Origin of the sequence: Pseudomonas huaxiensis (genome assembly GCF_003231275.1) — a bacterium.
Classification (GTDB): Bacteria; Pseudomonadota; Gammaproteobacteria; order Pseudomonadales; family Pseudomonadaceae; genus Aquipseudomonas; species Aquipseudomonas huaxiensis.
This window is the reverse complement of the sequence record NZ_QKVL01000030.1, coordinates 46217-66843: the sequence shown is the minus strand read 5'-3', so window position 1 is coordinate 66843 and position 20627 is coordinate 46217. Positions and strand designations below refer to the sequence as shown.

At 59.3% G+C, this 20627-nt stretch carries 28 protein-coding genes and 1 other RNA gene; 26 read left to right on the top strand and 3 right to left on the bottom strand.

Translation table 11 applies throughout. From position 1 onward, the window contains the following. Position 1: 1 nt before the first annotated feature. Positions 2–1414 (bottom strand): purine-cytosine permease family protein, encoded by a 1413-nt coding sequence (locus DM374_RS24370; RefSeq protein ID WP_110972173.1) that lies wholly within the window; start codon positions 1412–1414, stop codon positions 2–4. Between the two features lie 291 nt (positions 1415–1705). Beyond that, positions 1706–2383: an XRE family transcriptional regulator gene (locus tag DM374_RS24365; RefSeq protein WP_110972172.1), complete on the bottom strand. Its 678-nt coding sequence runs from the start codon at positions 2381–2383 to the stop codon at positions 1706–1708. Positions 2384–2622: 239 nt separating this feature from the next. On the opposite strand from DM374_RS24365, the gene DM374_RS24360 reads away from it, so the two are divergent. The 24 genes from DM374_RS24360 (at position 2623) to DM374_RS24250 (ending at position 17644) form a co-directional block, all read left to right on the top strand. After that, positions 2623–2889 (top strand): helix-turn-helix domain-containing protein, encoded by a 267-nt coding sequence (locus tag DM374_RS24360; protein WP_095157153.1) that lies wholly within the window; start codon positions 2623–2625, stop codon positions 2887–2889. Between the two features lie 65 nt (positions 2890–2954). Next, on the top strand, positions 2955–5006 hold the full coding sequence (locus DM374_RS24355; RefSeq protein ID WP_110972171.1) for a Mu transposase C-terminal domain-containing protein: 2052 nt from the start codon (positions 2955–2957) through the stop codon (positions 5004–5006). A gap of 62 nt (positions 5007–5068) precedes the next feature. Beyond that, the gene (locus tag DM374_RS24350) at positions 5069–5791 is read left to right on the top strand and encodes an AAA family ATPase (RefSeq protein ID WP_110972170.1); all 723 of its coding nucleotides are present in this window, start codon (positions 5069–5071) and stop codon (positions 5789–5791) included. Beyond that, the gene (locus DM374_RS24345; protein WP_110972169.1) at positions 5791–6561 is read left to right on the top strand and encodes a hypothetical protein; all 771 of its coding nucleotides are present in this window, start codon (positions 5791–5793) and stop codon (positions 6559–6561) included. Before DM374_RS24350 ends, DM374_RS24345 begins: the two co-directional genes overlap by 1 nt. Next, positions 6558–6932 (top strand): hypothetical protein, encoded by a 375-nt coding sequence (locus DM374_RS24340; RefSeq protein WP_110972168.1) that lies wholly within the window; start codon positions 6558–6560, stop codon positions 6930–6932. The genes DM374_RS24345 and DM374_RS24340 overlap by 4 nt, the downstream gene beginning before the upstream one ends. Continuing rightward, positions 6916–7398 carry a hypothetical protein gene (locus tag DM374_RS24335; protein ID WP_110972167.1) on the top strand — a complete coding sequence of 161 codons (483 nt, stop codon included), beginning with the start codon at positions 6916–6918 and terminating at the stop codon, positions 7396–7398. Before DM374_RS24340 ends, DM374_RS24335 begins: the two co-directional genes overlap by 17 nt. Further along, the gene (locus DM374_RS24330) at positions 7398–7892 is read left to right on the top strand and encodes a hypothetical protein (RefSeq protein ID WP_110972166.1); all 495 of its coding nucleotides are present in this window, start codon (positions 7398–7400) and stop codon (positions 7890–7892) included. The genes DM374_RS24335 and DM374_RS24330 overlap by 1 nt, the downstream gene beginning before the upstream one ends. After that, positions 7885–8358 (top strand): hypothetical protein, encoded by a 474-nt coding sequence (locus DM374_RS24325; RefSeq protein WP_110972165.1) that lies wholly within the window; start codon positions 7885–7887, stop codon positions 8356–8358. The genes DM374_RS24330 and DM374_RS24325 overlap by 8 nt, the downstream gene beginning before the upstream one ends. Continuing rightward, positions 8358–9002 (top strand): DUF3164 family protein, encoded by a 645-nt coding sequence (locus DM374_RS24320; protein WP_110972164.1) that lies wholly within the window; start codon positions 8358–8360, stop codon positions 9000–9002. The genes DM374_RS24325 and DM374_RS24320 overlap by 1 nt, the downstream gene beginning before the upstream one ends. Before the next feature lie 39 nt (positions 9003–9041). Continuing rightward, complete coding sequence (locus tag DM374_RS24315) at positions 9042–9275, top strand: hypothetical protein (RefSeq protein WP_110972163.1); 234 nt, start codon at positions 9042–9044, stop codon at positions 9273–9275. Continuing rightward, an RNA gene (locus DM374_RS24310) (hammerhead ribozyme type II) lies at positions 9275–9345 on the top strand. The genes DM374_RS24315 and DM374_RS24310 overlap by 1 nt, the downstream gene beginning before the upstream one ends. 302 nt (positions 9346–9647) lie before the next feature. Further along, positions 9648–10328 (top strand): DUF2786 domain-containing protein, encoded by a 681-nt coding sequence (locus DM374_RS24305; RefSeq protein ID WP_110972162.1) that lies wholly within the window; start codon positions 9648–9650, stop codon positions 10326–10328. Beyond that, complete coding sequence (locus DM374_RS24300) at positions 10325–10729, top strand: gp16 family protein (RefSeq protein WP_110972161.1); 405 nt, start codon at positions 10325–10327, stop codon at positions 10727–10729. The genes DM374_RS24305 and DM374_RS24300 overlap by 4 nt, the downstream gene beginning before the upstream one ends. Then, positions 10722–11174 carry a Mor transcription activator family protein gene (locus tag DM374_RS24295; RefSeq protein WP_110972160.1) on the top strand — a complete coding sequence of 151 codons (453 nt, stop codon included), beginning with the start codon at positions 10722–10724 and terminating at the stop codon, positions 11172–11174. The genes DM374_RS24300 and DM374_RS24295 overlap by 8 nt, the downstream gene beginning before the upstream one ends. Positions 11175–11290: 116 nt before the next feature. After that, positions 11291–11584: a hypothetical protein gene (locus DM374_RS33265; RefSeq protein ID WP_157969744.1), complete on the top strand. Its 294-nt coding sequence runs from the start codon at positions 11291–11293 to the stop codon at positions 11582–11584. Continuing rightward, complete coding sequence (locus DM374_RS24290) at positions 11581–11883, top strand: putative holin (RefSeq protein WP_110972159.1); 303 nt, start codon at positions 11581–11583, stop codon at positions 11881–11883. The genes DM374_RS33265 and DM374_RS24290 overlap by 4 nt, the downstream gene beginning before the upstream one ends. A gap of 47 nt (positions 11884–11930) precedes the next feature. Further along, on the top strand, positions 11931–12521 hold the full coding sequence (locus DM374_RS24285) for a transglycosylase SLT domain-containing protein (RefSeq protein WP_225422581.1): 591 nt from the start codon (positions 11931–11933) through the stop codon (positions 12519–12521). Beyond that, positions 12518–13156, top strand: a complete 639-nt coding sequence (locus tag DM374_RS24280) for a DNA-packaging protein (protein WP_157969743.1) — start codon at positions 12518–12520, stop codon at positions 13154–13156. Before DM374_RS24285 ends, DM374_RS24280 begins: the two co-directional genes overlap by 4 nt. Then, positions 13143–13358 carry a TraR/DksA C4-type zinc finger protein gene (locus DM374_RS24275; RefSeq protein ID WP_177431600.1) on the top strand — a complete coding sequence of 72 codons (216 nt, stop codon included), beginning with the start codon at positions 13143–13145 and terminating at the stop codon, positions 13356–13358. The genes DM374_RS24280 and DM374_RS24275 overlap by 14 nt, the downstream gene beginning before the upstream one ends. Next, complete coding sequence (locus tag DM374_RS24270) at positions 13355–13687, top strand: hypothetical protein (protein WP_110972156.1); 333 nt, start codon at positions 13355–13357, stop codon at positions 13685–13687. The genes DM374_RS24275 and DM374_RS24270 overlap by 4 nt, the downstream gene beginning before the upstream one ends. Further along, on the top strand, positions 13684–13992 hold the full coding sequence (locus tag DM374_RS24265) for a hypothetical protein (RefSeq protein WP_110972155.1): 309 nt from the start codon (positions 13684–13686) through the stop codon (positions 13990–13992). Before DM374_RS24270 ends, DM374_RS24265 begins: the two co-directional genes overlap by 4 nt. A gap of 3 nt (positions 13993–13995) precedes the next feature. Next, a complete protein-coding gene (locus DM374_RS24260; protein WP_110972154.1) occupies positions 13996–14508 on the top strand; it encodes a DUF3486 family protein in 513 nt (170 codons plus the stop codon). Beyond that, on the top strand, positions 14505–16088 hold the full coding sequence (locus DM374_RS24255; protein WP_225422579.1) for a hypothetical protein: 1584 nt from the start codon (positions 14505–14507) through the stop codon (positions 16086–16088). Before DM374_RS24260 ends, DM374_RS24255 begins: the two co-directional genes overlap by 4 nt. Continuing rightward, positions 16088–17644 (top strand): DUF935 domain-containing protein, encoded by a 1557-nt coding sequence (locus tag DM374_RS24250; protein WP_110972153.1) that lies wholly within the window; start codon positions 16088–16090, stop codon positions 17642–17644. Before DM374_RS24255 ends, DM374_RS24250 begins: the two co-directional genes overlap by 1 nt. On the opposite strand, the gene DM374_RS24245 is transcribed toward DM374_RS24250, so the two are convergent. After that, positions 17641–18348 carry a hypothetical protein gene (locus DM374_RS24245; RefSeq protein ID WP_110972152.1) on the bottom strand — a complete coding sequence of 236 codons (708 nt, stop codon included), beginning with the start codon at positions 18346–18348 and terminating at the stop codon, positions 17641–17643. The two genes, DM374_RS24250 and DM374_RS24245, sit on opposite strands and share 4 nt — an antisense overlap. 69 nt (positions 18349–18417) lie before the next feature. On the opposite strand from DM374_RS24245, the gene DM374_RS24240 reads away from it, so the two are divergent. Together DM374_RS24240 and DM374_RS24235 are read left to right on the top strand one after the other, a co-directional pair. Next, positions 18418–19701, top strand: a complete 1284-nt coding sequence (locus DM374_RS24240) for a PBECR2 nuclease fold domain-containing protein (protein WP_110972151.1) — start codon at positions 18418–18420, stop codon at positions 19699–19701. A 114-nt stretch (positions 19702–19815) separates the two neighbouring features. Continuing rightward, positions 19816–20352, top strand: coding sequence for a phage virion morphogenesis protein (locus DM374_RS24235; RefSeq protein ID WP_225422578.1), 537 nt, complete (start codon positions 19816–19818; stop codon positions 20350–20352). The last annotated feature ends 275 nt before the right edge of the window (positions 20353–20627 follow it).

Genomic DNA, 20627 nt, shown 5'->3' with positions numbered 1-20627 from the left:
CTCAAACCCCAGCCACCAGCTTCGCACTCACCTGGCGACGCCGATAAGCGCTGTCGCGGTTCGCCAGCCAGTAATACAACGGCGAAGTCACCGCCAACCCTACCAGCCATGACAGATCAGCGCCGTTGATGTGCGCCGACACCGGCCCGACATACAGCGGCGTGTTCATGAACGGAATCTGCACCGCGATGCCGATCGCGTAGGCCAGCAGCGCCTGCGGGTTGTAGCGGCCGTAGATACCGCCATCGACCTTGAAGATCGACTGGATGTCGTAGTCACCTTTGTGGATCGCGTAGAAGTCGATCAGGTTGATCGCCGTCCACGGCACCAGAACCACCAGTAGCACCAGCACCATGTCGACGAAGTGGCCGATGAAGTCTTTCGAGGCGAACACCGCGACGATGCTGCAACCGAGCAACACGATCACCGACAGCACCGCACGGCTCTTGGCAGTGGGAATCCAGCGCCAGGCGAAGGTTTGCACCAGAGTAATCAGCGACAGCACCGCGCCGTACAGGTTGAGGGCGTTGTGGCTGATCACGCTGAGCAGGAACAAGACCAGCATCAGCGGCCCGATAGCGCCGGTGGCGAGTTTGACTGCGTCCATGGTGTCCATGCCCGCCGGGGTCGCCAGCACGGCCACTGCGCCAAACACGAATGACAGGCTCGAACCCAGCGCCGACCCCAGATAGGTGGTCCAGAACGTCGCCGCCACTGGCACGTCGGCCGGCAGGTAGCGCGAATAGTCTGAAACATAGGGTGCGAAGGCGATCTGCCAGAGCGCCGCCAGGGACACCGTGGCCAGCCAGCCGGAGAGGTTGAAACCGCCGCGGGTGAGGAAATCGTCGGTCTGGATGTGCGTGAGGATGTAGCCGAAGCCCAGCACGATGCCGATGCCCAGCACCCAGGTGCCGATGCGGTTGAGCACATGGATGAAGCGGTAGCCGATGATGCCGATGATCCCCGAACCGAGGGCGCCGATGACGATGCCCACCGGTACCGGCACGCTGTCCACCACGCCATGCAGCGACTTGCCGGCGAGGACGATGTTGGAGGCGAAGAAGCCGATGTACATCACCCCGGCGATCACCACCACCAGCAGGGCGCCGAGCGAGCCGAACTGGGCGCGGCTCTGGATCATTTGCGGAATGCCCATCTGCGGGCCCTGTGCCGAGTGCAGGGCCATCAGCACGCCGCCGACCAGGTGGCCGACGAGGATGGCGACGATGCCCCAGACCAGATTCAGATGAAACAACTGGACCCCAAGGGCCCCGGTGACGATCGGCAGCGGGGCGATATTGCCGCCGAACCAGAGGGTGAACAGATCCCGGACCTTTCCATGGCGATCTTCGGGCGGCACGTAGCCGATCGTGTGTTTTTCGATAAGCGGTGCGGGTGACGCTGCGTTGGTCATGACGGACTCCAAGGCAAGGATGAGTACGCTGCGGTACTTCGGTTGGCATCGGCGAGGCCGGTGCCTTTTCTTGTTGGAGCGGATCTTGAGCGGTGCCGGGTGTGAGGAGGTGTTGTCTATGGCACTAAACGAAATGAGGGGGGAAGAAGTGGGAAGAGGCCGGACGACCTAGGAAAGACTGGGGTTCAAGTGGCCGAGGCGGAACCCAACGGTGCCAAAGGACCGCCAAACGATAAATTCAGGATTGAACGCAAAGGGCCCGCATTTAGCGGGCCCTTTGGCATCTAGCGGTTAGATCATCCAGCCGCCAGCCCAAACGACCCGGCCAATGATATGTAGGGTGTTCAACCGGTCTGGTGGAACTATCATTGGGTCATAGGCGGGGTTAGCGCTGATGATCTTGACGCCCCCGTCGAAGAGGCGCTGTAGGCGCTTGGCGTATAGCAGGTCGTCCAGACGAATCACGTAAAACGCTTCGCCCTGGAGCACGTTTCGGCTCAAGTCGACCATCACCGTATCCCCGTCACCGAGGATCGGTTCGTTAGAGTCTCCATCCACTCGTACCGCCGCCAGCATTTCTGGTGCCAGCCCCTTCTTACGCAGGCTGTACCGCGTAAAGGCTAGCTTCGTTAGCACTCTCGCTCCCTCAGTCCATGCGCCGTGCCCTTGGCTGATGCAGGCGTCATAGAGAGGTATGTATGCGTAGACCTCGTCTTCGGCAGGTGTGTCGGCTGCTACCTGCCGGGCCTGGCCCGTAACAAGCCACTCAATGTCAGCCTCTACGGCGTGCGCAATAGACAAAAGACGCGAAACCTTAGGTTCGCTCTCGCCGTTCAGGTAAGACTCCAGCGTGCTCCTGGGGATGCCTGTTCTGCGGGACAGCTCTTCGCCGCTCCCCGCTATGCCGGCACACGTCCTGATGCGCTCTCCCAATGCCTTGGCGAATGCCTGGGTATCTGTCTCGGACATTTCGTTTTCCAGTGGTGGGAAAGCGAAATGCCGTTTGTCGGGCAATCCGAAATTTCGCTTTCCGAAAAACTGTTGAAGGATCAGGGGTTTACGTCGTTTTCTGGTAAGGCAATGCCAAAAACCGTAAACGAATCTTCTGTTTTCTGTTGTATGGCTTTCCGAAAACGGCTAGCTTATTCACAAGGGAACGTTAGAACCCCCAAAAAAACCACCTTTTTCAGTGGCCACGGAAACAGAAAATGAAACCAGCTAACGGAATTCCGAAGGACCCGGCTATGCGGTGGGAGTGGATCAAGTTCCAGCTCCGCGCCCACGGCACCTCTTTGTCTGCGCTCGCGAGACAACTGGGCGTCGAACGCAACGCCCTTCACAACGTGAAGCGCGGTCCTTATCCAAGGATGGAGGCGGCAATCGCCAAAGCCATCGGCCTCAAGCCGGAACAAATTTGGCCTGACCGTTGGAACAGCGATGGCAACCCTAGCCGCCAACGAAGCCCGCGTAACTAGACGCCTTCGGAAAACGGCTAGAAGTCTAACGCTTATTACCAAGAACACATAACAGGTTCGGATAGATGAACAATCAACTTGGCTGGTTTACCGCCCGCGAACTTGCGGGATTGCCAGGCATGCCCGGCACCGAAAGAGCCATCCAGATAAGAGCTAAGGCTGACTGGCAAGGCCGGAAGCGGGCAGGCTCCAAGGCGACCGAGTATTGCCTCGTCGATTTGCCGCCGGAGACTCAGGCTGCAATCTTGTCAAAGTCTGTCGCTGAATCGGACGGTGACTCTCAGTCGCTGGCTATAAGCGGCCCGTGCCAAGACGAGAAATGTACCGGCTCGTCCTCGCGCCTGAATGATAAACAGCGCTCGGTCATGCTCGCTCGATTGGCGTTCTGTCGTGAAGTCGAGCGCCTGATGGGGGTTGTTTCGCAGAATGCGGCAATAGACACACTGGTTAAGCATGCCCAGGGCGGTCAGCTATCTCCATATCTCCAACAGCGGGTAGAGCTTGCAAACGACCGTAAAACCGAAGGGCGTGGTTTATCGGAACGCACCCTCAAGCGCTGGCTTTCAACTTGGCGCACAGCTAACCGAAACGAACTGGCTCTAGCCCCATTGCGTCAGCGGGCGAACTTAGATGTTCCCGATTGGGCTGGATTGTTCTTGCGTTGTTATCAGCGGCCCACGAAGCCAAGTGTTGCAGCCAGCTACTCTGAGTTCTCGGTCAAGTGGCAGGGAGATTTACCGAGCATTCATGCGGTTCAACGCTTTCTGAAGAAATTGTCGCCTGACGCATTGAACGTAGGACGTATGAGTTCACAAGAGCTAAAGGCGCTTAAACCGTTCACCCGCCGCTCTACAAAAAACCTGTATCCAGGTGACGTATATACCGCAGATGGTCACAAGTTTGATGCAGAGGTTATCAACCCCCTTACTGGCAAACCTTACCGTCCTGAAATAACTACTGTTCTTGACGTTGCAACACGGCGCGTGGTTGGGGTTTCAGTAGGGGAAGCTGAGTCGGCTATCGGTGTTCTAGATGCACTGCGGGATGCAATTCGCGAGTGTATGTTTTCGATCTTCTACGTCGACAACGGGTCGGGCTTCGCCAACGACACAGTTCGTGAGGTTGTGGATCGGTTGGGGGGGACGATGACCCACTCATTGCCATATAACAGCCAGGCTCGCGGACTTTCGGAGCGGGGGCACCAGACTATATGGGTACGTGCTGCAAAAAAGCTCACTTCCTATATCGGCGCCGACATGGATAAACACGCGGGCACAAAAGTGCATCGTATCGGCCGCAGGCAGTTACGTCAGACCGGTAAATCTCAACTTATCCCTGAATTCGGTTTGTTCATGGCTGGCATAGAGCAGGAAATCGCCGACTACAACAGCACGCCGCATCGAGGGTTAACGAAGGTTCGCGACACAGAAAGTGGTCTCCTCCGTCATATGACGCCCAACGAGGCTTGGCAAACAGCTATTGCCGAAGGTTGGGAGCCAATGTGCGCTTCAACTGCGCTAGTGGATTCGCTCATACGTCCGCAAGTCGCCAGAACTACTAGGCGTGGTGAGATTGCATGGGCAGGTAATACCTATTTTATGGCGGATCTAAAGGCCTTTCATGGCCAAGAAATACGCATTGCATACGACGTTAGAGATGCTAGCCAAGTCTGGGCTTATACGTCGAATGGTGAATTGATCGGCGCGGCCAAGCTCGATGGAAACAGCACCGATTACATGCCACTAACCATGGTGGAAATTGCGCGTGAAAAGAGGCAGCAAGGCCAATACAAGCGTGCTGTGGATAAGCTGGAAACGCTCACCGGTCATCGCGTAGACATGATCGCCCCCGCGACAGCGCCGTCAGCCCATCTCTCCACTATCGAGCTTGCGGCGGCGTTGGAGTTTGCTGAGGAGATGCAGTCCACACGCGAGGTCTTTGTGATCCCTGCGAATGATGTGGAGCGGTATCGGCTGTGGATGGTCTTGGACCAAAAGCAAGCGTCGGGAGAGGTGCTGGAACTGGATGAGGCGCGCTGGTGGAAGGTCTATTCGACCCATCCAGATCTTATTTACCAGCGTGAACTGATGGATGGATTTGAAAAGTACGCGGGCTGATAACCAGCCCGCATTCGTGACAGCCGGCGTGCGCCAACACGCCGTTTACAGGAGTAAGCAAAGTGAGTGTAACTAAAATCGTCGCTCTGACAAATGTTGGTTTGTTGGGTGGAGCTATGAAGCGTGCTCAGGCACGCCCTGTGGGCCTTCCCGGGTTGGTCGTTATGTACGGTCCGAGTGGGTTTGGGAAAAGTGTTGCAGCGTCCTACGCTGCGAACCTGCACCGCGCCTATTACGTGGAATGTCGTGATACGTGGTCTAAAAAGGCATTCCTTCTCGCGATCCTGAAGGACATGGCAATCGTCCCTGGTGGGTCGTTGAGCGTCATGCTTGATCAGGTCGCAGAGCAACTCTCGCGTTCAATGCGCCCTCTGATTGTCGATGACGTTCAGTACATGCTGGACAAATCCATCGCAAACCTGCTCACCGATCTCTATAACGCGAGCCAAGGAACCATTGTTCTGATTGGTGAGGAGCGGGTTCCAAGCTCACTAGCGAAGCTGGAGCGCCTGCACAATCGCGTGCTCGAATGGGTGCCAGCACAGCCAGCCACTTCCATTGACTTGAGGAAATTCGCAGAGGCGAACTACCCAGAGCTAAACCTTGCGGATGACCTGCTTGAAGATCTTGCCAAGGAGACTCGGGGTTGCCTGCGTCGAGCAGCAGTGAACTTGCACCGCGTGCAAAGTGAAGCTTCGGTCAACATGTTTGAGCGCATTGATCTTGCGACTTGGGGTAAGCGTGGTTGGTTTACCGGCGAAGCTCCTATCAGGAGGGCGAGCTAATGGCCGGTCGCAGATCCAGCCTTGTTGCACTGGGTTCGAAAGATCCAAAGCAACGTATCTGGGAGTCAATACGGCTGCTTGCTCCTGGCTTCTCGATTAACGACATTGCAAGGCGAAGTGGTCAAGTGCCTAGGGTTATCAATCGCTATTTCCACGCGCTGACCAAGGCGGGAATCATCCAGGTGATTGATACGCCTGAGGGCAAAGTGGGTCGAGTATTCGCGCTTGTCCATGATGAAGGGGTCGAGCATCCCCGCTTGGATAGCAATGGGCTTCGCACGCACTTTCATCTTGCTGCCGAAAATATTTGGCGGACTCTACGAATCTTGGGCGGTGAGCTAAGTGTTGAGGACGTCCGACAAACTGCCGCTGTAGGTGACGCCTCATTAGCTCCGCATAAGATTCGCAAGTACCTGAATGCGTTGGCGGAAGCGGGGTATCTGGAGAAAAGCGAAACAGAAGGCAAGGTCTCCCACACCTACCGCCTGGTCAGCGGGAAGAACACCGGCCCTCGTCCGCCCGAGATTCGACAGTTGGACTCTCTCCAAGTCTATGACCCGAATCTGAGCAAGTTGGTATTCGTGAAGACGACTGGCTCTATCGATGCGGATCGGAGTTTGGTGGAGCCGGGAATTGCTCTGATCCGCAGCCGCGATCTTCTGGCTGAGTGGATGGACGTTGCTGCAAGAAAAGCGAAGCCCCCTGCTGATCTGGTTGAGCGGACGCGCCTTGAGCTGGCTGAACCGGGAGAGTCTGGAGGTCTGCAATGACCCGAGTGGATATCTCCGCGTGGGGCGCTGAGCCGCCCTTGTTCGTCCGCCTGCTCGCCGCTGAGGCGGGTGCGACAGACCGAACCCGTGCAAGCAAGCGTATCGGTATGAGCCGCACGACGGTCAGCCTGATCCTTGCGAACAAGTATTCAAGCCCGAGCACCGCCAGCGTTGAGCGCCGCGTGATGGAAGTGCTTGGCCGTATCGAGTGCATGGCCGTTGGGGAAGCCCTGACGGTCGAGCAGTGCCAAGGCTTTTATCAGCGCTCCGCACCGACTCACAACCCCATGGCAATGCAGCACTGGCGGGCATGTCAGCAATGCCCCTTCAATCCGAACTGTGGAGGCAACGGAAATGCAGCAACTCACTAAGGAAATTCAGATTCATGTAAGGGGCTCGGCGCTGATTCAACTGCACTTCGCCGGACGGTGCGTTGGCTTCGCACTGACGTACCAGTCAGCAGGCCACCAGGCTGATCAGTTGGATCGCCTTCTTTCTGCCATTCGGCATCACGGTCGCAACTTTCCGTTTGATGCGACCGCAAATGTTTCGTTCAGTTCCTTCGCGTCGGAACAGTCTGTAGGTCGCGTGAGCGGGGTCACGAAAGAGGCGTGGGTCGTGGAAGCTGGAGACGGCACGCCGATCCGGTCGTTCCCCAGCCATGAAGTCGCTGAATGGTTTCGCGAGGCGGTTGAAGCCTACGACCGTCTTATGCCCCCCTGCGGGGAGGACGGTGAGTGGACGGTCGAGCAGATCGAGTGGTTTCGCAGCCACCCTGCGCCGATTGCCTCGGCCTGCGGCGGTCGTCTCAAAGTCCGCTGGGCGGGGTTCCATTGATGCGTACCCGTTGCCCGAACTGCGGGACCACCCTGTCCCTGGACGCGCTGATTGCGCACGACGGCGCCCGCGAGGCGCTGGGCATCGCCTTCAAGATGTCCGGCCCGCTCGGTCACGCCCTGGTGCGTTACCTCGGTCTGTTCCGACCGGAAACCCGCGAGCTGACTATGGACCGCGTTGCGAAGCTGCTCGGCGAGCTGCTGCCCAATGTCCAGGCCCAGCGCATCGAGCGCGACCGCCAAGTCTATGAGGCCCCGCCCGAGTGCTGGTTGTGGGCCATCGAGCAGACCCTTACAGCCCGCGAGAACGGGAAGTTGGTCACACCACTCAAGGGGCATGGCTGGCTGTATCAGGTCATGACGCAATACCAGCCCGGTGCGAGCAGTAGCGCGCTGGCTTTGGCACCAGAAGGACGCAGCGTGTCGGTATCGCCACGGAAGGAAAGTCAGACCGTGTCGGCCATGAGCGCGCTGGAGGCAAGGATTCGTGGTTGAGAAGTGGCTAGAGCGCGAACTCGCGAGCGGCCTGATGGGCTTGGTCGCATTGCGCCTGGACGGCGCCCCAGCGGCTGACGCAATCACCATGACGCTCGATGTCTGGCTTGTCGCGCTCAGCAAAGGTAGCAAACGGGAAGAGCACGTCGACGGTCCCCGCATTCGCAAGGGGTTCGAAACGCTGTTCGCTACCTGCGAGCGCTGGCCCGCTCCGGCTCAGCTACTGCGTGCCATGCCGGGCGCAGAGTTGCCGGTGCAGATCCCGAAGCCGAAGCGAACCGACAAACAGTTGCAGACCGGGAATGCGGCCCTGGACCAGCTCATGGGGGCTATGAAGCGCCGGGCGAATCCAGGTGCCTCGCTCAAATCGGATGAGCAGATAGAAGACTCAAAAAAGCGGGCCATGAAGGCAGTTGCGACGTTGCAAGGCCAGGCCATTCAACAGACAAACATGGAACAGAGTTAATGAACAACATCCCAGAAGGATTCCGCAAAGACGCGAAGGGGCACCTGGTCCCGGTCGACATGATTAAGCCAATCGACCTGGCCCGCGACGAACTGGTCAGCGAACTGGTCAACCGCGCCAAGGCAGTATCGGCAGCGCTGTCGCAGTTCAAAGTCGCGGCTTTCGGTGACATCAAGGCTTTCGTTGAGATGTCCGCCGAGCAGTACGGCGCGACCATCGGCGGCAAGAAAGGGAACGTCACGCTCCTGTCGTTTGACGGGCGCTTCAAGATCATCCACGCGGTACAGGACTCGATCAAATTCGACGAGCGCCTACAGGCCGCCCGTGCGCTGATCGACGAATGCGCGATTGAGTGGACTCAGGATGCGCGCAGCGAAGTGCGTGTCCTGGTCAACGAGGCATTCCGCGCCGACAAGGCCGGCGAAATCAGCACAGGCCGCGTGCTCGGTCTGCGTCGCCTTGAGATCCAAGACGAGCGGTGGCAACGCGCAATGCAGGCCATCAGTGATGCCGTCCAGGTGGTGGGCTCGAAGAGCTACATCCGGGTCTATGAGCGAATCGGGACATCGGATCAGTACGCACCAATCCCGCTCGACATCGCCAGCATCTTCGTCGCCGATCAGGCGCCGTCGACGCTGCACTGATCCCCCACCACCCATTCCCCGAATTGAAAGAGTAGTCCGATGGCCAAGTTCAACATCACCGTAGACGACAACGAAGGCACTGTTTCCATCAGCATCGACAACCACAGCGATTTGCACAGCAGCCCTGCGGGCCGCGTCGTGGACGCCATGGTGAATGGCGCCAGGTTGCTTGGGCGCATTGCTCTGCCCATCAGCTCGCCCATGCCGGGCTGTGACTGTGAGGTCTGCAAAGCGACCCTGGAACTGTTGCAGACAAAACCGACCATCCACTAAAGCGAAACCGCCTCGGGAAACCGGGGCGGTCTGCCCGCCATGGTGGCCGGGTACTGACGAGCAGCCGAGGAAGCGATATGCAGCAGTCTGAAAATGAGCCCAAGAATCAAGACCGTCGACCGCCTGAACAGGTGCAAGTGGTCAAGCAGAGCATTCCAACCCACTTCAAATATCTCTGCCGTATCTGCGGCAAGGAAACCTTGGAGCCTGTCCTGCGGGAGTGCCCTGGCGAAACTCCTGTCCCCACTTGCTGTTCTGGAAGGCGCCGTGACATGGCTTTCAAGGGCGGGATCATGCCGCAATAACTCGACATCGAGACCGTTGGGTAAGGACTTCTAAGCCGCGTTGCGGCGTAATTTGGCAGGAACACACATGGACCGTAAGAAGGCCCTGGACAAGATCAAGAAATGTCTCCGGTTGGCGATGAGCGACAACCCGCACGAAGCGGCAGCGGCAATGCGGCAGGCCCAAGCACTGATGCGTGAGTACGGCGTCGGCCAGGCCGACGTCGACATGTCAGGCGTGGAGGAAAGTGCCGCCATCGCGGGTGCCAAGCAGACGCCATCGAAATGGGAAAGCCAGTTGGCTAACACAGTGGCAAAGGCGTACGCCTGCAAGGTGTTGTTTGCAATGGGCGCCGGGCGTTGGAACTTCATCGGTGAAATCGCGGAGGTCGCGAGCTACACCATGACCGTGCTACTGCGCCAGGTGCGACAGGCGCGGCGAGACTTCACGCTTACCAAGCTGAAGAACTGCAAGCTGGCAACGAAGATCCGTCGCGGCGACGTGTTCTGCGAGGCGTGGGTAAGTGCTGTTTATGAACAGGTCATGACCTTCGCCAACGGGAGTCTTTCGCCGGCAGTTGAGCTGTATCTTACCCATCACTACCCGCAGTTGGTCGACAAAACACCGCGTGACCGGACCGCGACTACACGCCAGCGCTTCGGTCTGCGAGCGCTCAGCGACTCAATGCACGGCCTGCTTGCTGCATCAGACGTGCGCCTTAACCACGGCATGACCAGCACGGCGACGCTGGCACTGGGGACATCATGAACCGGCGCAACCAGCAACTGAGCAAGATCCACATTGCGAAGAAAGACCTCGGCCTAGACGACGATACCTACAGGGCTTTGCTGAGCCGGATCGTGGGCAAGACCTCTGCCAAGGACTTGAGTCCGCTTGAAGCTGCGAAGGTGCTGCAAGAACTGGAGCGCCTGGGCTTCCAGCCGAAGCGCAGCACAGCCAAGCCGAGACCGGCGGCAGGTCGGGAAAAGCTCGTCGGCAAAATCGAAGCCCAGTTGGCGGCGGCTGGTAGGCCGTGGGAGTACGCGGACGGGATCGCCAAACGCTTATACAAAATAGAGAAGCTGGACTGGCTCAACCCGGAGCAACTGCGCGGTGTTGTTGCTGCTCTGGCCTATGACGCCAAACGGCATGGGAGGCAGCATGAGTAATGGAGAGCTGTTCGACAGCGGCGAAATCGACAAGCTGGAGCCGGGTAAAGTGCTCGCGCATATGAAAGACCCGGTAGTTCTGGCCAAATGGGAAGGCACGATCCATGAAATGGCTACCCTCGCTGAAATAAAGTTGCGCGAGGTGCTGCCAGATAGGCTGGATCAGGTTCCGCAGATCGCCCGCGCTGTCGTGTATGCGATCTGCAAAACCATGGGAGGTGCGGTTGTGTACGTTCCTCGCGGTGATCCCCTGCGTCGGGCGCTGCGCGATGCGGAAATTTTTCGAGAGTGGCGTGAGCAGAATCGACGTCCAGACGAGTTGGCCCGCAAGTTCAACCTTTCAAGCCAGGCGGTCTATGACATCATTGCGCGACAGCGCGAGCTACACCGTAAGTCAGAACCAGACCTGTTCGGGTTCGCCGACATCCCGCCCAGGCTGCACTAGCCGAACCCTTCCCAGACCCCGCCCCGAGCGGGGTTTTTCTTGCGCGCGCAAGAAATACAGCCCCTCCCAGTAGCGCGCGAATCTAGCCAGGTCCAACCCTCCTGGCAGATTCGACCATGTTTGAGCACGAGCCTAAATCAGCGGAGTACGCACAGCGCGTCATCGACGAGCGCTGTGCCGTGGCGCGTAAACAACTGATCGACGATTGCCCGAAGGAATGGCGCACATACGTCATCTCGCGGTTCGCCGCATACCAGCGTCAAGCCGCTCGCGATTACTCCACCAGACCCAGCCATCCCAGGCAAGAGCAACGCGCCCCGGTACATGTTCGGGGTAATCCCGTCGTTGCCGCCCGCTCTCTTGCCGACATTCGCTCAACCCTGAACCCCACCAAGGAAGTTCATCAATGAACAACTTTCGCACTCGTCTGCGCAATCACCGGCCAAAGGCGCCGCGCCTGACCTTCTGGGCGTTGATCACTGTTCTCCTGTTGATCGCGCTCTATCTGATCGCCCCAACCAAGATTGCAGTTGTGCTGTACAAGGCCGCGCTGGTTACCGGCGGCGCCGTGCTCGGCTACTGGATCGACCGCGCCCTGTTCCCATATGCACGACCAGATCAGACCCGCGCTGCCCATCAGCCCTGGGCTGGGCTGCGTCGAGCAATCATCGTGCTGGCCTGCGTGCTCGGCCTGACACTGGGGCTTTGACCATGCGCAATTCATTAACCCCTCTGGTGTTGCTGTTTGCCATCCCTATGGTGTTGATTCTCTCCTGCCCGAAGGCCGTACAGGCGGCTGTTCCTGCTGACGCAGAGCAATACCGCCGCGAGCTGACGCGCATCGCCCATGCGGAGTGGGGTCTGGATGCGCCGGTGGCGACCTTCGCTGCACAGGTCCACCAGGAATCCCGCTGGAAGTTCAACGCGAAATCCCCGGTCGGGGCGCAAGGCTTGGGCCAGGTGATGCCATCTACCGCCACCTGGCTCGCTCAGTTGTTCCCGAAAACACTGGGCAAGGTCGAGCCCTACAACCCTTCCTGGTCCTTGATGGCCTTGGTCAGTTACGACCGCTGGCTGGCTGACCGAATCAAGGCGCGCAACCTCTGCGAGCAAACCGCAATGGTCCTGTCCTCCTACAACGGCGGCCTGGGCTGGCTGATCCGCGACCGCAAGTTGGCGTCGGCAAAGGGCGCCGATCCGCTGGCCTGGTTCGGATCTATCGAGCGGTTCAACGCGGGCCGCTCGGCTGCTGCATTCACAGAGAACCGGGGCTATCCCCGGTTGATCCTCAAGCGCTTTGAGTCTGAGTACATCGCGGCTGGCTGGGGTTCGGGGGTGTGCTCATGAGCGCTCTGAAACCCGTGCTTGGCTGGCTGCTCGCTCTTGGCCTGGCAGTCGCCGGACTGGTCATCAATCACAGCGCTGGTTACGACGCCGGTTTCGCCGCCGCGAAAGCTGGCGGCGATAAGGCGTTGGCTCAACTGTCCTTGGCCCACGAAGTTGAAAAGCGCCAGGCCGCAGAGCGGGTAGCCACAGCGCTCCAGGTCGAGGCAGACAAGCTGGTCGCCGAGCAGGCGCGTGGCATCCAGTTGGCAGCGGAACTCGCTGCCAAAAAAGACGAGCTGCGCGCCGTCACCGACAAACTCACCGGAGATGTTCAACGTGTCACAAGCCTCTATCGCCGCGCCTTGGATGCGCAACTTGAGCCGCTGCCTCCCGCTGCTTTCACTGCTGGCTTTGTCCGCGTGTGGAACAGCGCCCTCTTTGGCACAACCTCAGCAGTCGCAGTGCCTTCCGCCCGCACTGCCTCCGGCGGAGCTGATGCGGCCAGCGCCGGAGCCGGAAGCTCTGACGATCTGATTGCCGGTATCACCCGCGCTGATCTGCTCACCAACCACGTTCGCAACAGCGAGCGCTACTCGACTTGCCGTGCGCAGCTCAACGACCTGATCAAATGGAATTCGAACAATGGACATAACTGACATGGCCTCCGAGGTGGAGGAAATGTTTCTTGAGCAGGCGATTGCTACGCAACTGGCAGCGCAAGCCTGCGGCTCTGGTGTGTCGGCAACTCATTGCGAGTATTGCGGCGAAGCGATCCCTGAAGCGCGCCGGGTGGCCGTGCCTGGGGTGGTGCTCTGCGTGCCCTGCAAGCAGCACGTCGAGCGGATGGGTGGCCGATGACCACTATCGAAGTGCCGCTTTGGCAACTGGTTAGTACCGGCATCGCACTGCTAGGCGCGTTCTTTGGCCTGCTCAAACTGGTAGTTGCCGCTATCGAGCGCCGCCTCGATCAACGCTTTGAGTCGATGGATAGCCGCTTCGAAGAACTCGCCAAAGATTCAGACCGGCTTCGTCAGGTAGAGATCGGCCTGGAGCGCCTGCGCGGTGAGATGCCGCTTCATTACGTGCGCCGAGAGGACTTCGTGCGCAACCAGACAGTGATTGAAGCCAAGCTCGATGCGCTGGCTCTCAAGCTTGAAAACGTACAGCTCAAAGGAGCACGTCAATGATTGACCCAGCGAAAGCCCGGCGCGAATCCCTGCGCTGGTACATCCTCCTGACTCTCAATACCAGCCGTCCCGTGGACCCGCATGAAGCCGTCGTGCTGTCCACTATTCAGGGCATTTACCCGGATGCGACCGCGATGGAACTGCGCCGCGAACTGGACTACCTCTCCGACCGTTCCCTGGTGACGCTCGTCAAGCAACCCAATGGCGTTTGGATCTGCGGCCTGACGCACTACGGCGTAGACATTGCGGAGTACACCATTCCGTGTAACCCCGGCATTGCACGCCCTGAAAAGTATTGGTCCTGACCCATGCCCCCACGTAGCAAAGTCGCGGCGCTGCCGTCCGAGGTGAAAGCCTGGTTGGACCAGTACCTGGTCGAATCCAACTTTAGCGGTTATGAGGTGCTTGCCGCCGAGCTGGCGGAGCGCGGGTATTCAATCGGCAAGAGCGCATTGCACCGCTACGGCAGCGAGTTCGAAGACAAGCTGGCTGCGCTGAGGATGTCCAGCGAGCAGGCCAAGGCTGTCGTCCAGGCCGCGCCCGACGACGAAGGCGCCGTCAACGAAGCGCTGATGCGACTTGTCCAGGAGCATTTGTTCAAGCTGCTGATGGCGGCTGACGGGAAGATGGACCTGCCGAAGGTGGCTAAGGCCGTTGCCGAACTGGGCCGGGCTTCTGTCGTCCAGGCGAAATGGAAGACCGAAGTCCGGGCCAAGGCAGAAGCCGCGGCGAATCAGATCGAGAAGATCGCCAAGAAAGGTGGGCTCAACGCTGCGACCGTTGCGGAGATCCGGCGCGAGATTCTTGGTGTCGCCTCATGACAGCACTATCGCGCAACGCCGCACCACACCCGCGCTCACCGCTCGCTGATATCGTCAGCGTGGGCGAGGTCGTCGACGTACCATCCGTTTTGCTCGGCTACCAGAAGGATTGGATCGGTATCCGCGCCCCGCTGAAAGTCGCGGAAAAGTCGCGCCGGATTGGACTGACGTGGGCGGAGGCAGCCGACAACGTGCTGGTCGCGGCGTCGGAGAAAAAGGCCGGTGGGCAGACGGTGTACTACCTGGGCTACAACCAGGACATGACGGTTGAGTACATCCAGGCATGTGCGATGTGGGCTCGTGCGTTCAACTACGCGGCTGGCGAGATCGAGGAAGGCATCTGGCCGGACGAAGATCCTGACAAGCACATCAAGACCTACACCATCGTGTTCCCCAGTGGGCACCGGATCGTTGCGCTGACTAGCCGACCTAGCAACCTTCGCGGTCGTCAGGGTGTGGTGGTCATCGACGAGGCGGCATTCCACCAGGATCTTGCTGAGTTGCTGAAGGCCGCTCTTGCGCTGCTGATCTGGGGCGGTGAAGTGCACGTCATCAGCACGCACGACGGTACGGAGAACGCCTTCAATGAACTGATTGAAGAAATCCGTTCAGGTAAGCGCAAGGGGGAGCTATTCCGCTGCACATTCCGCGAGGCCGTGGAAGACGGGCTCTATGACCGCGTGTGCATGCGCAAAGGGATTCCCTTCATAGAGGCCGAGCGTGATGCATGGGTTCAGGATGTCTACGACTTCTATGGTGATGCGGCGAATGAAGAACTGGACTGCATCCCAAGCCAGGGCGGCGGTGCCTATTTCTCACTTGCCCTGATCGAAAGCCGCACCAGTCGAGACGTGCCGGTCGTTCGACTCAAGTGCCCCCAAGGGTACGAAACGACGGCAGAGCACCTGCGCTTGGCCGAGACGCTGGAGTGGTGCGAGCGGGAGTTGCTGCCGTTGCTTGCGGCTATCCCGGTGGGAGTTCAATCCTTTTACGGGCTGGACTTTGGCCGCTCTGGCGACCTTTCGGTTCTCTGGCCCCTGCTCAAGGAGCAGAATCTACGCAAGCGGGCTCCCTTCGTGGTCGAGCTGCGCAACGTGCCGTTCGCACAGCAGGAGCAGATCCTTTTTTTTGTGGTCGACCGTCTGCCCAACTTCCTTAAAGGCGCACATGACGCTCGGGGTAACGGCTCCCAGATAGCCGAGGCTGCCGCCGTGAAGTATGGGTTCAACCGCATTGAGCGGGTCATGTTCACCGAGGGTTGGTATCGGGACAACATGCCGCCCCTCAAGGCCGCGCTGGAAGATGACACCCTCAGCGGTATCCCTGCGGACAAGGACGTGACGGGGGATGTCCGCGCTTTCCGGGTCGTGAAAGGCGTGGCGCGCATTCCCGAGAAGCGTACCTCAGAGAAAGGCGGCGACAAGCGCCACGGTGACGCCGGCGTCGCACTGGTTCTAGCCGACTTCGCCAGTCGCCAAGACGTTGAAATTTTCGAATACCACCGCGTCCAGCCCTCGGCCCAGCATGATCGTCAGGTCAAGCTCGGCGCCGGCTGGCGATCTGGAAAAGGCATCTGGTAATGGCTCGTTCACCTATCGTCGATAAGTACGGTCGCCCCATTGAATACGATCAGCTCACTGAGGATGTCGCTGCACCGCGTGTTACGGGTGTGCGGCAGGTTTGGCACCCTTCGGTGGCTGGTGGGCTGACACCTGGCCGGCTTGCGGTCTTGCTCCAAGCAGCCGCAGAAGGTGATGCCCGCGACTACCTGACACTCGCTGAAGAAATGGAAGAGCGTGACCTGCATTACGCCTCTGTTCTGGGTACGCGCAAGCTCGCCTTGGCCGGGCTGAACATCCGCATAGAAGCCGCGACCGACGAAGTCGAAGACGTTCGCCGGGCCGACGCTTTGCGTGAGGCCGTCGGGTCGCCGGAGTTTGGCGAGTTGCAAACGGACCTGACCGACGCCCTGGGCAAAGGCTACTCGGTGGCAGAGATCATCTGGGACCGAAGCGGCAAGACGTGGATACCCGAACGCTTTGAATGGCGTGACCCACGCTTCTTTATGTACGACCGGGAAACCGGGCAGGAACTGCGCCTGCTCGACGAATCGGACGTGGTCAATGGTCTGCCTTTGGCTCCGTACAAGTTCATCGTGCATCGCCCCCGCCTGCGCACTGGCTTGCCGATCCGGGGTGGCCTGGCCCGACTCGCGGCGGTTGGCTACATGTGCAAGGCGTGGACCTGGAAAGATTGGATGGGGTTTGCCGACATCTACGGCATCCCGATGCGGGTGGGTCGCTATGGGCCGAATGCGAGCAAGGAAGACATCGGCATCCTGATGTCGGCAGTGGCGAACCTGGGCAGTGATGCTGCTGCCGTTATCCCGGACTCGATGCGGATCGACTTCACTCAGGCCGCAAACGTGGCCGGCGCTGGCGAGTTCTTCAAAGGGCTGGCCGAGTGGTGGGATAAGCAGATGTCCAAGGCCATTGTTGGGCAGACAATGAGCGCCGACGATGGGTCATCCATGGCTCAAGCCAAGGTTCACAACGAAGTGCGCCTGGATCTGCTTGAAGCCGATGCCAAGGCAGAGTCGAACACGCTCAATCGCATGTTCGTCCGGCCTTTCTGTGACTTGAACTTTGCACCAGGGCGACCCTATCCGCGCCTGATCATCGACGTTCCGCAGCCGGAAAACCTTGAGCTATTGATCAGCGCACTGTCGGCGTTCGTGCCGCTAGGACTGCGGGTCGAGCAATCGGTAGTCCGGGACAAGTTCGGTCTCCCTGAGCCGGCAGAGGGCGCCGAAATTCTTGGCAAGCCCGACACCCCTGCTGCTCCGGGAGTGACGACCGCGACCAACCGCGAACAGCAACGCTCGCCTGCAGGGGCGGTTCCCGACATCGTGGATAACCAGGTCAAGACATTGGCGAGCGCGAGCGCAGCAGCCATGGACGACATGGTTGGTGCGATTCGTGAATTGCTGGATTCGGTGGCGAGCCTGGATGAATTTCGTGACCGGCTTATTGAAGCGTATCCAGAGATGAGCGCTGATCAGTTCGCTTTGGCAATGGCCGAGGGAATGACCTCGGCCAGCCTGGCGGGACGCTTCGATGTGCTCAGAGGGCTTTAGATCAGCGGGTCGCGCCAGTCAGACGGCGGTGGGGTTGGAGGTGGGGGCGCAGGTGGAAGAGGTGCCTGGACATTGAGCTTGCCTTGAGCTTGCTTCTCGGCCAGCGGCTGAACTCTTCGGTAAACGGACATCAGCAGCTTTAGCTTCATCAGCCTATTTCCTTTGGACCTTTGGTCCAAAATAGCAGCCTCTTCAGGGGACAGGCCCATGATGCGCATCATGTCATTAGATGACTTTTCACAGAACTCAAACGTGCGTACTTGTAGTTCTGCCTCCTCTAGGTCTGCGCGGATTTGACTTAGCTTGCGTTCCTGCATGCTCTTGCGAATGTAGGTGTATGTGTCATTTGCGGTTTTGATTGAGTTGGCAACCGTCGTCACTATTTTGGAGACCGTAACGCACACAGCAAGTATAGCTGCCAGCTCGATAAAGCCGGGCGAAGCGTAGGTGATTCGGGTGACCTGGGGTTGGTGATCAAATGGAATGTGGCGGAAGACGTGATGGAAAAAGTTAACCGTGCTGTACCCGCCTCGCCATGGCAGATTTGCATAGGCCGTCATTACCTGTTGCTGGCGATAGGCTGATAGGTGCGGCAACAGTGAATATGCGAACGCATAAAGCTGGTTGTAGTTTTTGCTGACGACCGCCAAGTCCTCTAGCGTCCATTCCTTATCCAGTAACAACTTAACTCTGTCAGGTTCCATACCCAGCTCCATGTGGTCAGTAACGAGATATTGCCCGGTTCAATTAACCCTTTCAATTAGAGGAACTCTATGAGTGCAGCGCATGGTTCTCTGTCGTTTCAAGAGCAGATTGACTATTTCAAGGGCAAGACCAACCTGCCGACCCGTGCCTGGACTGACATCTATGCGGCAGAACATGACTGGGCGTTCGTCGTCGCCGGCACGACCAGGCGCGACCTATTGGCCGACATGCGCGGCGCCGTAGAGAAAGCCATCACCAATGGCCGCACCCTGGAGCAGTTCCGTACCGACTTCGACAAGATCGTCAGCCAGCACGGCTGGGAGTACAACGGCGGTCGCGGATGGCGGACCCGGACGATCTTTGAAACGAACCTGCGGCAGTCCTACAACGCTGGCCGCGAAGCTCAGATGGCCGATCCTGAACTACGTAAGGCGCGTCCATATGGCCTGTATCGCCACGGTGACAGTGCTAACCCGCGTCCAAAGCACCTGGCGTGGGATGGAACGGTGCTTCCTCTCGACGATGCCTGGTGGTCGACGCACACCCCGCAGAACGGCTGGGGCTGCAAGTGCAAGAAGTTCATGCTCAGCGAGCGGGACGTTGAGCGGCAGGGGCTGAAGGTTGGCCCAGCGCCGGCAGTCGAGTACGAAGACCGGACCATCGGCGTGAACAGCCCCAATGGGCCGCGCACCGTGCGCGTGCCGGTGGGCATTGATCCGGGCTTTGAGTACGCGCCTGGTCAATCCCGGCTCACATCGGCGGTGCCGCCTCTCCGTGCTTACGACCCATTGCCGGAGCCCGGCGGCCGTACCAGCTCGGTGCAAGGCGCGGGGCTGCCGAACCGTCAGCCGGCTGGCCCGCTGCCTGCGCCTCGCCAAGCGAGCGCCGACAGACTGTTGCCAACTGGGCTGACAGATCAGGAGTACGTGGGCCGCTTCCTGGGCGAATTCGGGGCCACCGAGGCGAAGCCTGTCGTCTTCCGCGACAAGGTGGGGGATGGCGTGGTGGTCGGTCGCGACCTGTTCACCAATGCCAAAACCGGCGCTCTGAAGGTCAGTAAGCGCGGTCACGCGCGCGAGCTGCTGTTGCTCGCTGATGCGCTCATTGACCCGGACGAAGTGTGGGTGAGGCTGGAATGGCAGTACGCGCAGAACAAGGCCGTGGTGCGTCGTCGCTACATCAGCCGCTTCCAGGTGGACGGTGAGGCCGTGCCAGCGTTGGCAGTGTTTGAGGTGGGCTCTGATGGCTGGGACGGCATCACCACATTCGCCCCGGACGCGGACAATCCAGAGTACCTGGAGCAACTACGGCTTGGCGTACGTCTGTACCGCCGCCCGGAAAGCGGGCAATAAAAAACCCGCGCCGCCGCACGGGTTCACATCCTGGCTGTAGGCTTGGAGGCCCCGGCGGGGGCTGCTCAGCCAATGAACGTATATAGATAGTAGGAGGCATCAGTGGCCGGAGCAATGCTTGATGTAACCGTCGACGTGTCAACGGTCGGCAAGGCGCTGGAGGAATTGGCCGAGCGCCTGGGCTCAATGCGTGTTCCCCTCAACGACATTGCCGAGTACCTGCACCAGTCCACCGATAGCCGCGCTCGTCGCCAGGTGGGGCCAGATGGTTCGCCTTGGGCACCGCTGTCACCGCGCACCCTGGCGCGGAAGAAAGGCAACAAGACCTTGCGTGAGTCTGGTGCGCTGCTCGACACGCTTCGCCATCAGGTTGCCGGTGACGAACTCCAGTTCGGTACTGACCGACCTTACGGTGCCATCCACCAGTTCGGCGGCAAGATCGAGCACGCAGCTCGTTCACAGCAGGTCTACTTCAAAGAGAAAGGCGGCGTGGTGGGCAACCGCTTCGTTAAAAAGAGGCAGTCGAACTTCTCTCAGTGGGTCACGCACGGAGCCAGGTCAACCCAGATGAAGGCACGCCCATACCTCGGATTGTCCGCTGAGGACGAAACTGAGGTGCTGGAGATCGTCGGGAACTACCTGAAGGGGTAAAAAACGAGCGTTAGCAGAGAGCCGTTTTAAGCGCGTCGTCGGGGCTGGGAGGTACATCCGGCTCAAAGTCGGCCCGGAATAGCGTTAGACCTGCGTTAGATTTTGTTCCTGACCCCTAAGCGTCTCCCGGCTGCGGGTCAAATTCTAAGAAAGTCGGGAAAGCTGAGTAATCTGCCCAGATCGGCTCTTGATTCCGGGTAGCATTCCCAGTCCTCAATTAGTCCCTCCCTCAATCGACCACTTCTTGCGTCGAGCTTAAAAACACTCCCCTCAAC

Coding starts and splice junctions, on each gene's coding strand:
- DM374_RS24370 (WP_110972173.1), bottom strand. CDS start 1,414: ATGACCAACGCAGCGTCACCCGCACCGCTTATCGAAAAACACACGATC.
- DM374_RS24365 (WP_110972172.1), bottom strand. CDS start 2,383: ATGTCCGAGACAGATACCCAGGCATTCGCCAAGGCATTGGGAGAGCGC.
- DM374_RS24360 (WP_095157153.1), top strand. CDS start 2,623: ATGAAACCAGCTAACGGAATTCCGAAGGACCCGGCTATGCGGTGGGAG.
- DM374_RS24355 (WP_110972171.1), top strand. CDS start 2,955: ATGAACAATCAACTTGGCTGGTTTACCGCCCGCGAACTTGCGGGATTG.
- DM374_RS24345 (WP_110972169.1), top strand. CDS start 5,791: ATGGCCGGTCGCAGATCCAGCCTTGTTGCACTGGGTTCGAAAGATCCA.
- DM374_RS24340 (WP_110972168.1), top strand. CDS start 6,558: ATGACCCGAGTGGATATCTCCGCGTGGGGCGCTGAGCCGCCCTTGTTC.
- DM374_RS24335 (WP_110972167.1), top strand. CDS start 6,916: ATGCAGCAACTCACTAAGGAAATTCAGATTCATGTAAGGGGCTCGGCG.
- DM374_RS24330 (WP_110972166.1), top strand. CDS start 7,398: ATGCGTACCCGTTGCCCGAACTGCGGGACCACCCTGTCCCTGGACGCG.
- DM374_RS24320 (WP_110972164.1), top strand. CDS start 8,358: ATGAACAACATCCCAGAAGGATTCCGCAAAGACGCGAAGGGGCACCTG.
- DM374_RS24315 (WP_110972163.1), top strand. CDS start 9,042: ATGGCCAAGTTCAACATCACCGTAGACGACAACGAAGGCACTGTTTCC.
- DM374_RS24305 (WP_110972162.1), top strand. CDS start 9,648: ATGGACCGTAAGAAGGCCCTGGACAAGATCAAGAAATGTCTCCGGTTG.
- DM374_RS24300 (WP_110972161.1), top strand. CDS start 10,325: ATGAACCGGCGCAACCAGCAACTGAGCAAGATCCACATTGCGAAGAAA.
- DM374_RS24295 (WP_110972160.1), top strand. CDS start 10,722: ATGAGTAATGGAGAGCTGTTCGACAGCGGCGAAATCGACAAGCTGGAG.
- DM374_RS33265 (WP_157969744.1), top strand. CDS start 11,291: ATGTTTGAGCACGAGCCTAAATCAGCGGAGTACGCACAGCGCGTCATC.
- DM374_RS24290 (WP_110972159.1), top strand. CDS start 11,581: ATGAACAACTTTCGCACTCGTCTGCGCAATCACCGGCCAAAGGCGCCG.
- DM374_RS24285 (WP_225422581.1), top strand. CDS start 11,931: ATGGTGTTGATTCTCTCCTGCCCGAAGGCCGTACAGGCGGCTGTTCCT.
- DM374_RS24280 (WP_157969743.1), top strand. CDS start 12,518: ATGAGCGCTCTGAAACCCGTGCTTGGCTGGCTGCTCGCTCTTGGCCTG.
- DM374_RS24275 (WP_177431600.1), top strand. CDS start 13,143: ATGGACATAACTGACATGGCCTCCGAGGTGGAGGAAATGTTTCTTGAG.
- DM374_RS24270 (WP_110972156.1), top strand. CDS start 13,355: ATGACCACTATCGAAGTGCCGCTTTGGCAACTGGTTAGTACCGGCATC.
- DM374_RS24265 (WP_110972155.1), top strand. CDS start 13,684: ATGATTGACCCAGCGAAAGCCCGGCGCGAATCCCTGCGCTGGTACATC.
- DM374_RS24260 (WP_110972154.1), top strand. CDS start 13,996: ATGCCCCCACGTAGCAAAGTCGCGGCGCTGCCGTCCGAGGTGAAAGCC.
- DM374_RS24255 (WP_225422579.1), top strand. CDS start 14,505: ATGACAGCACTATCGCGCAACGCCGCACCACACCCGCGCTCACCGCTC.
- DM374_RS24250 (WP_110972153.1), top strand. CDS start 16,088: ATGGCTCGTTCACCTATCGTCGATAAGTACGGTCGCCCCATTGAATAC.
- DM374_RS24245 (WP_110972152.1), bottom strand. CDS start 18,348: ATGGAACCTGACAGAGTTAAGTTGTTACTGGATAAGGAATGGACGCTA.
- DM374_RS24240 (WP_110972151.1), top strand. CDS start 18,418: ATGAGTGCAGCGCATGGTTCTCTGTCGTTTCAAGAGCAGATTGACTAT.
- DM374_RS24235 (WP_225422578.1), top strand. CDS start 19,816: ATGCTTGATGTAACCGTCGACGTGTCAACGGTCGGCAAGGCGCTGGAG.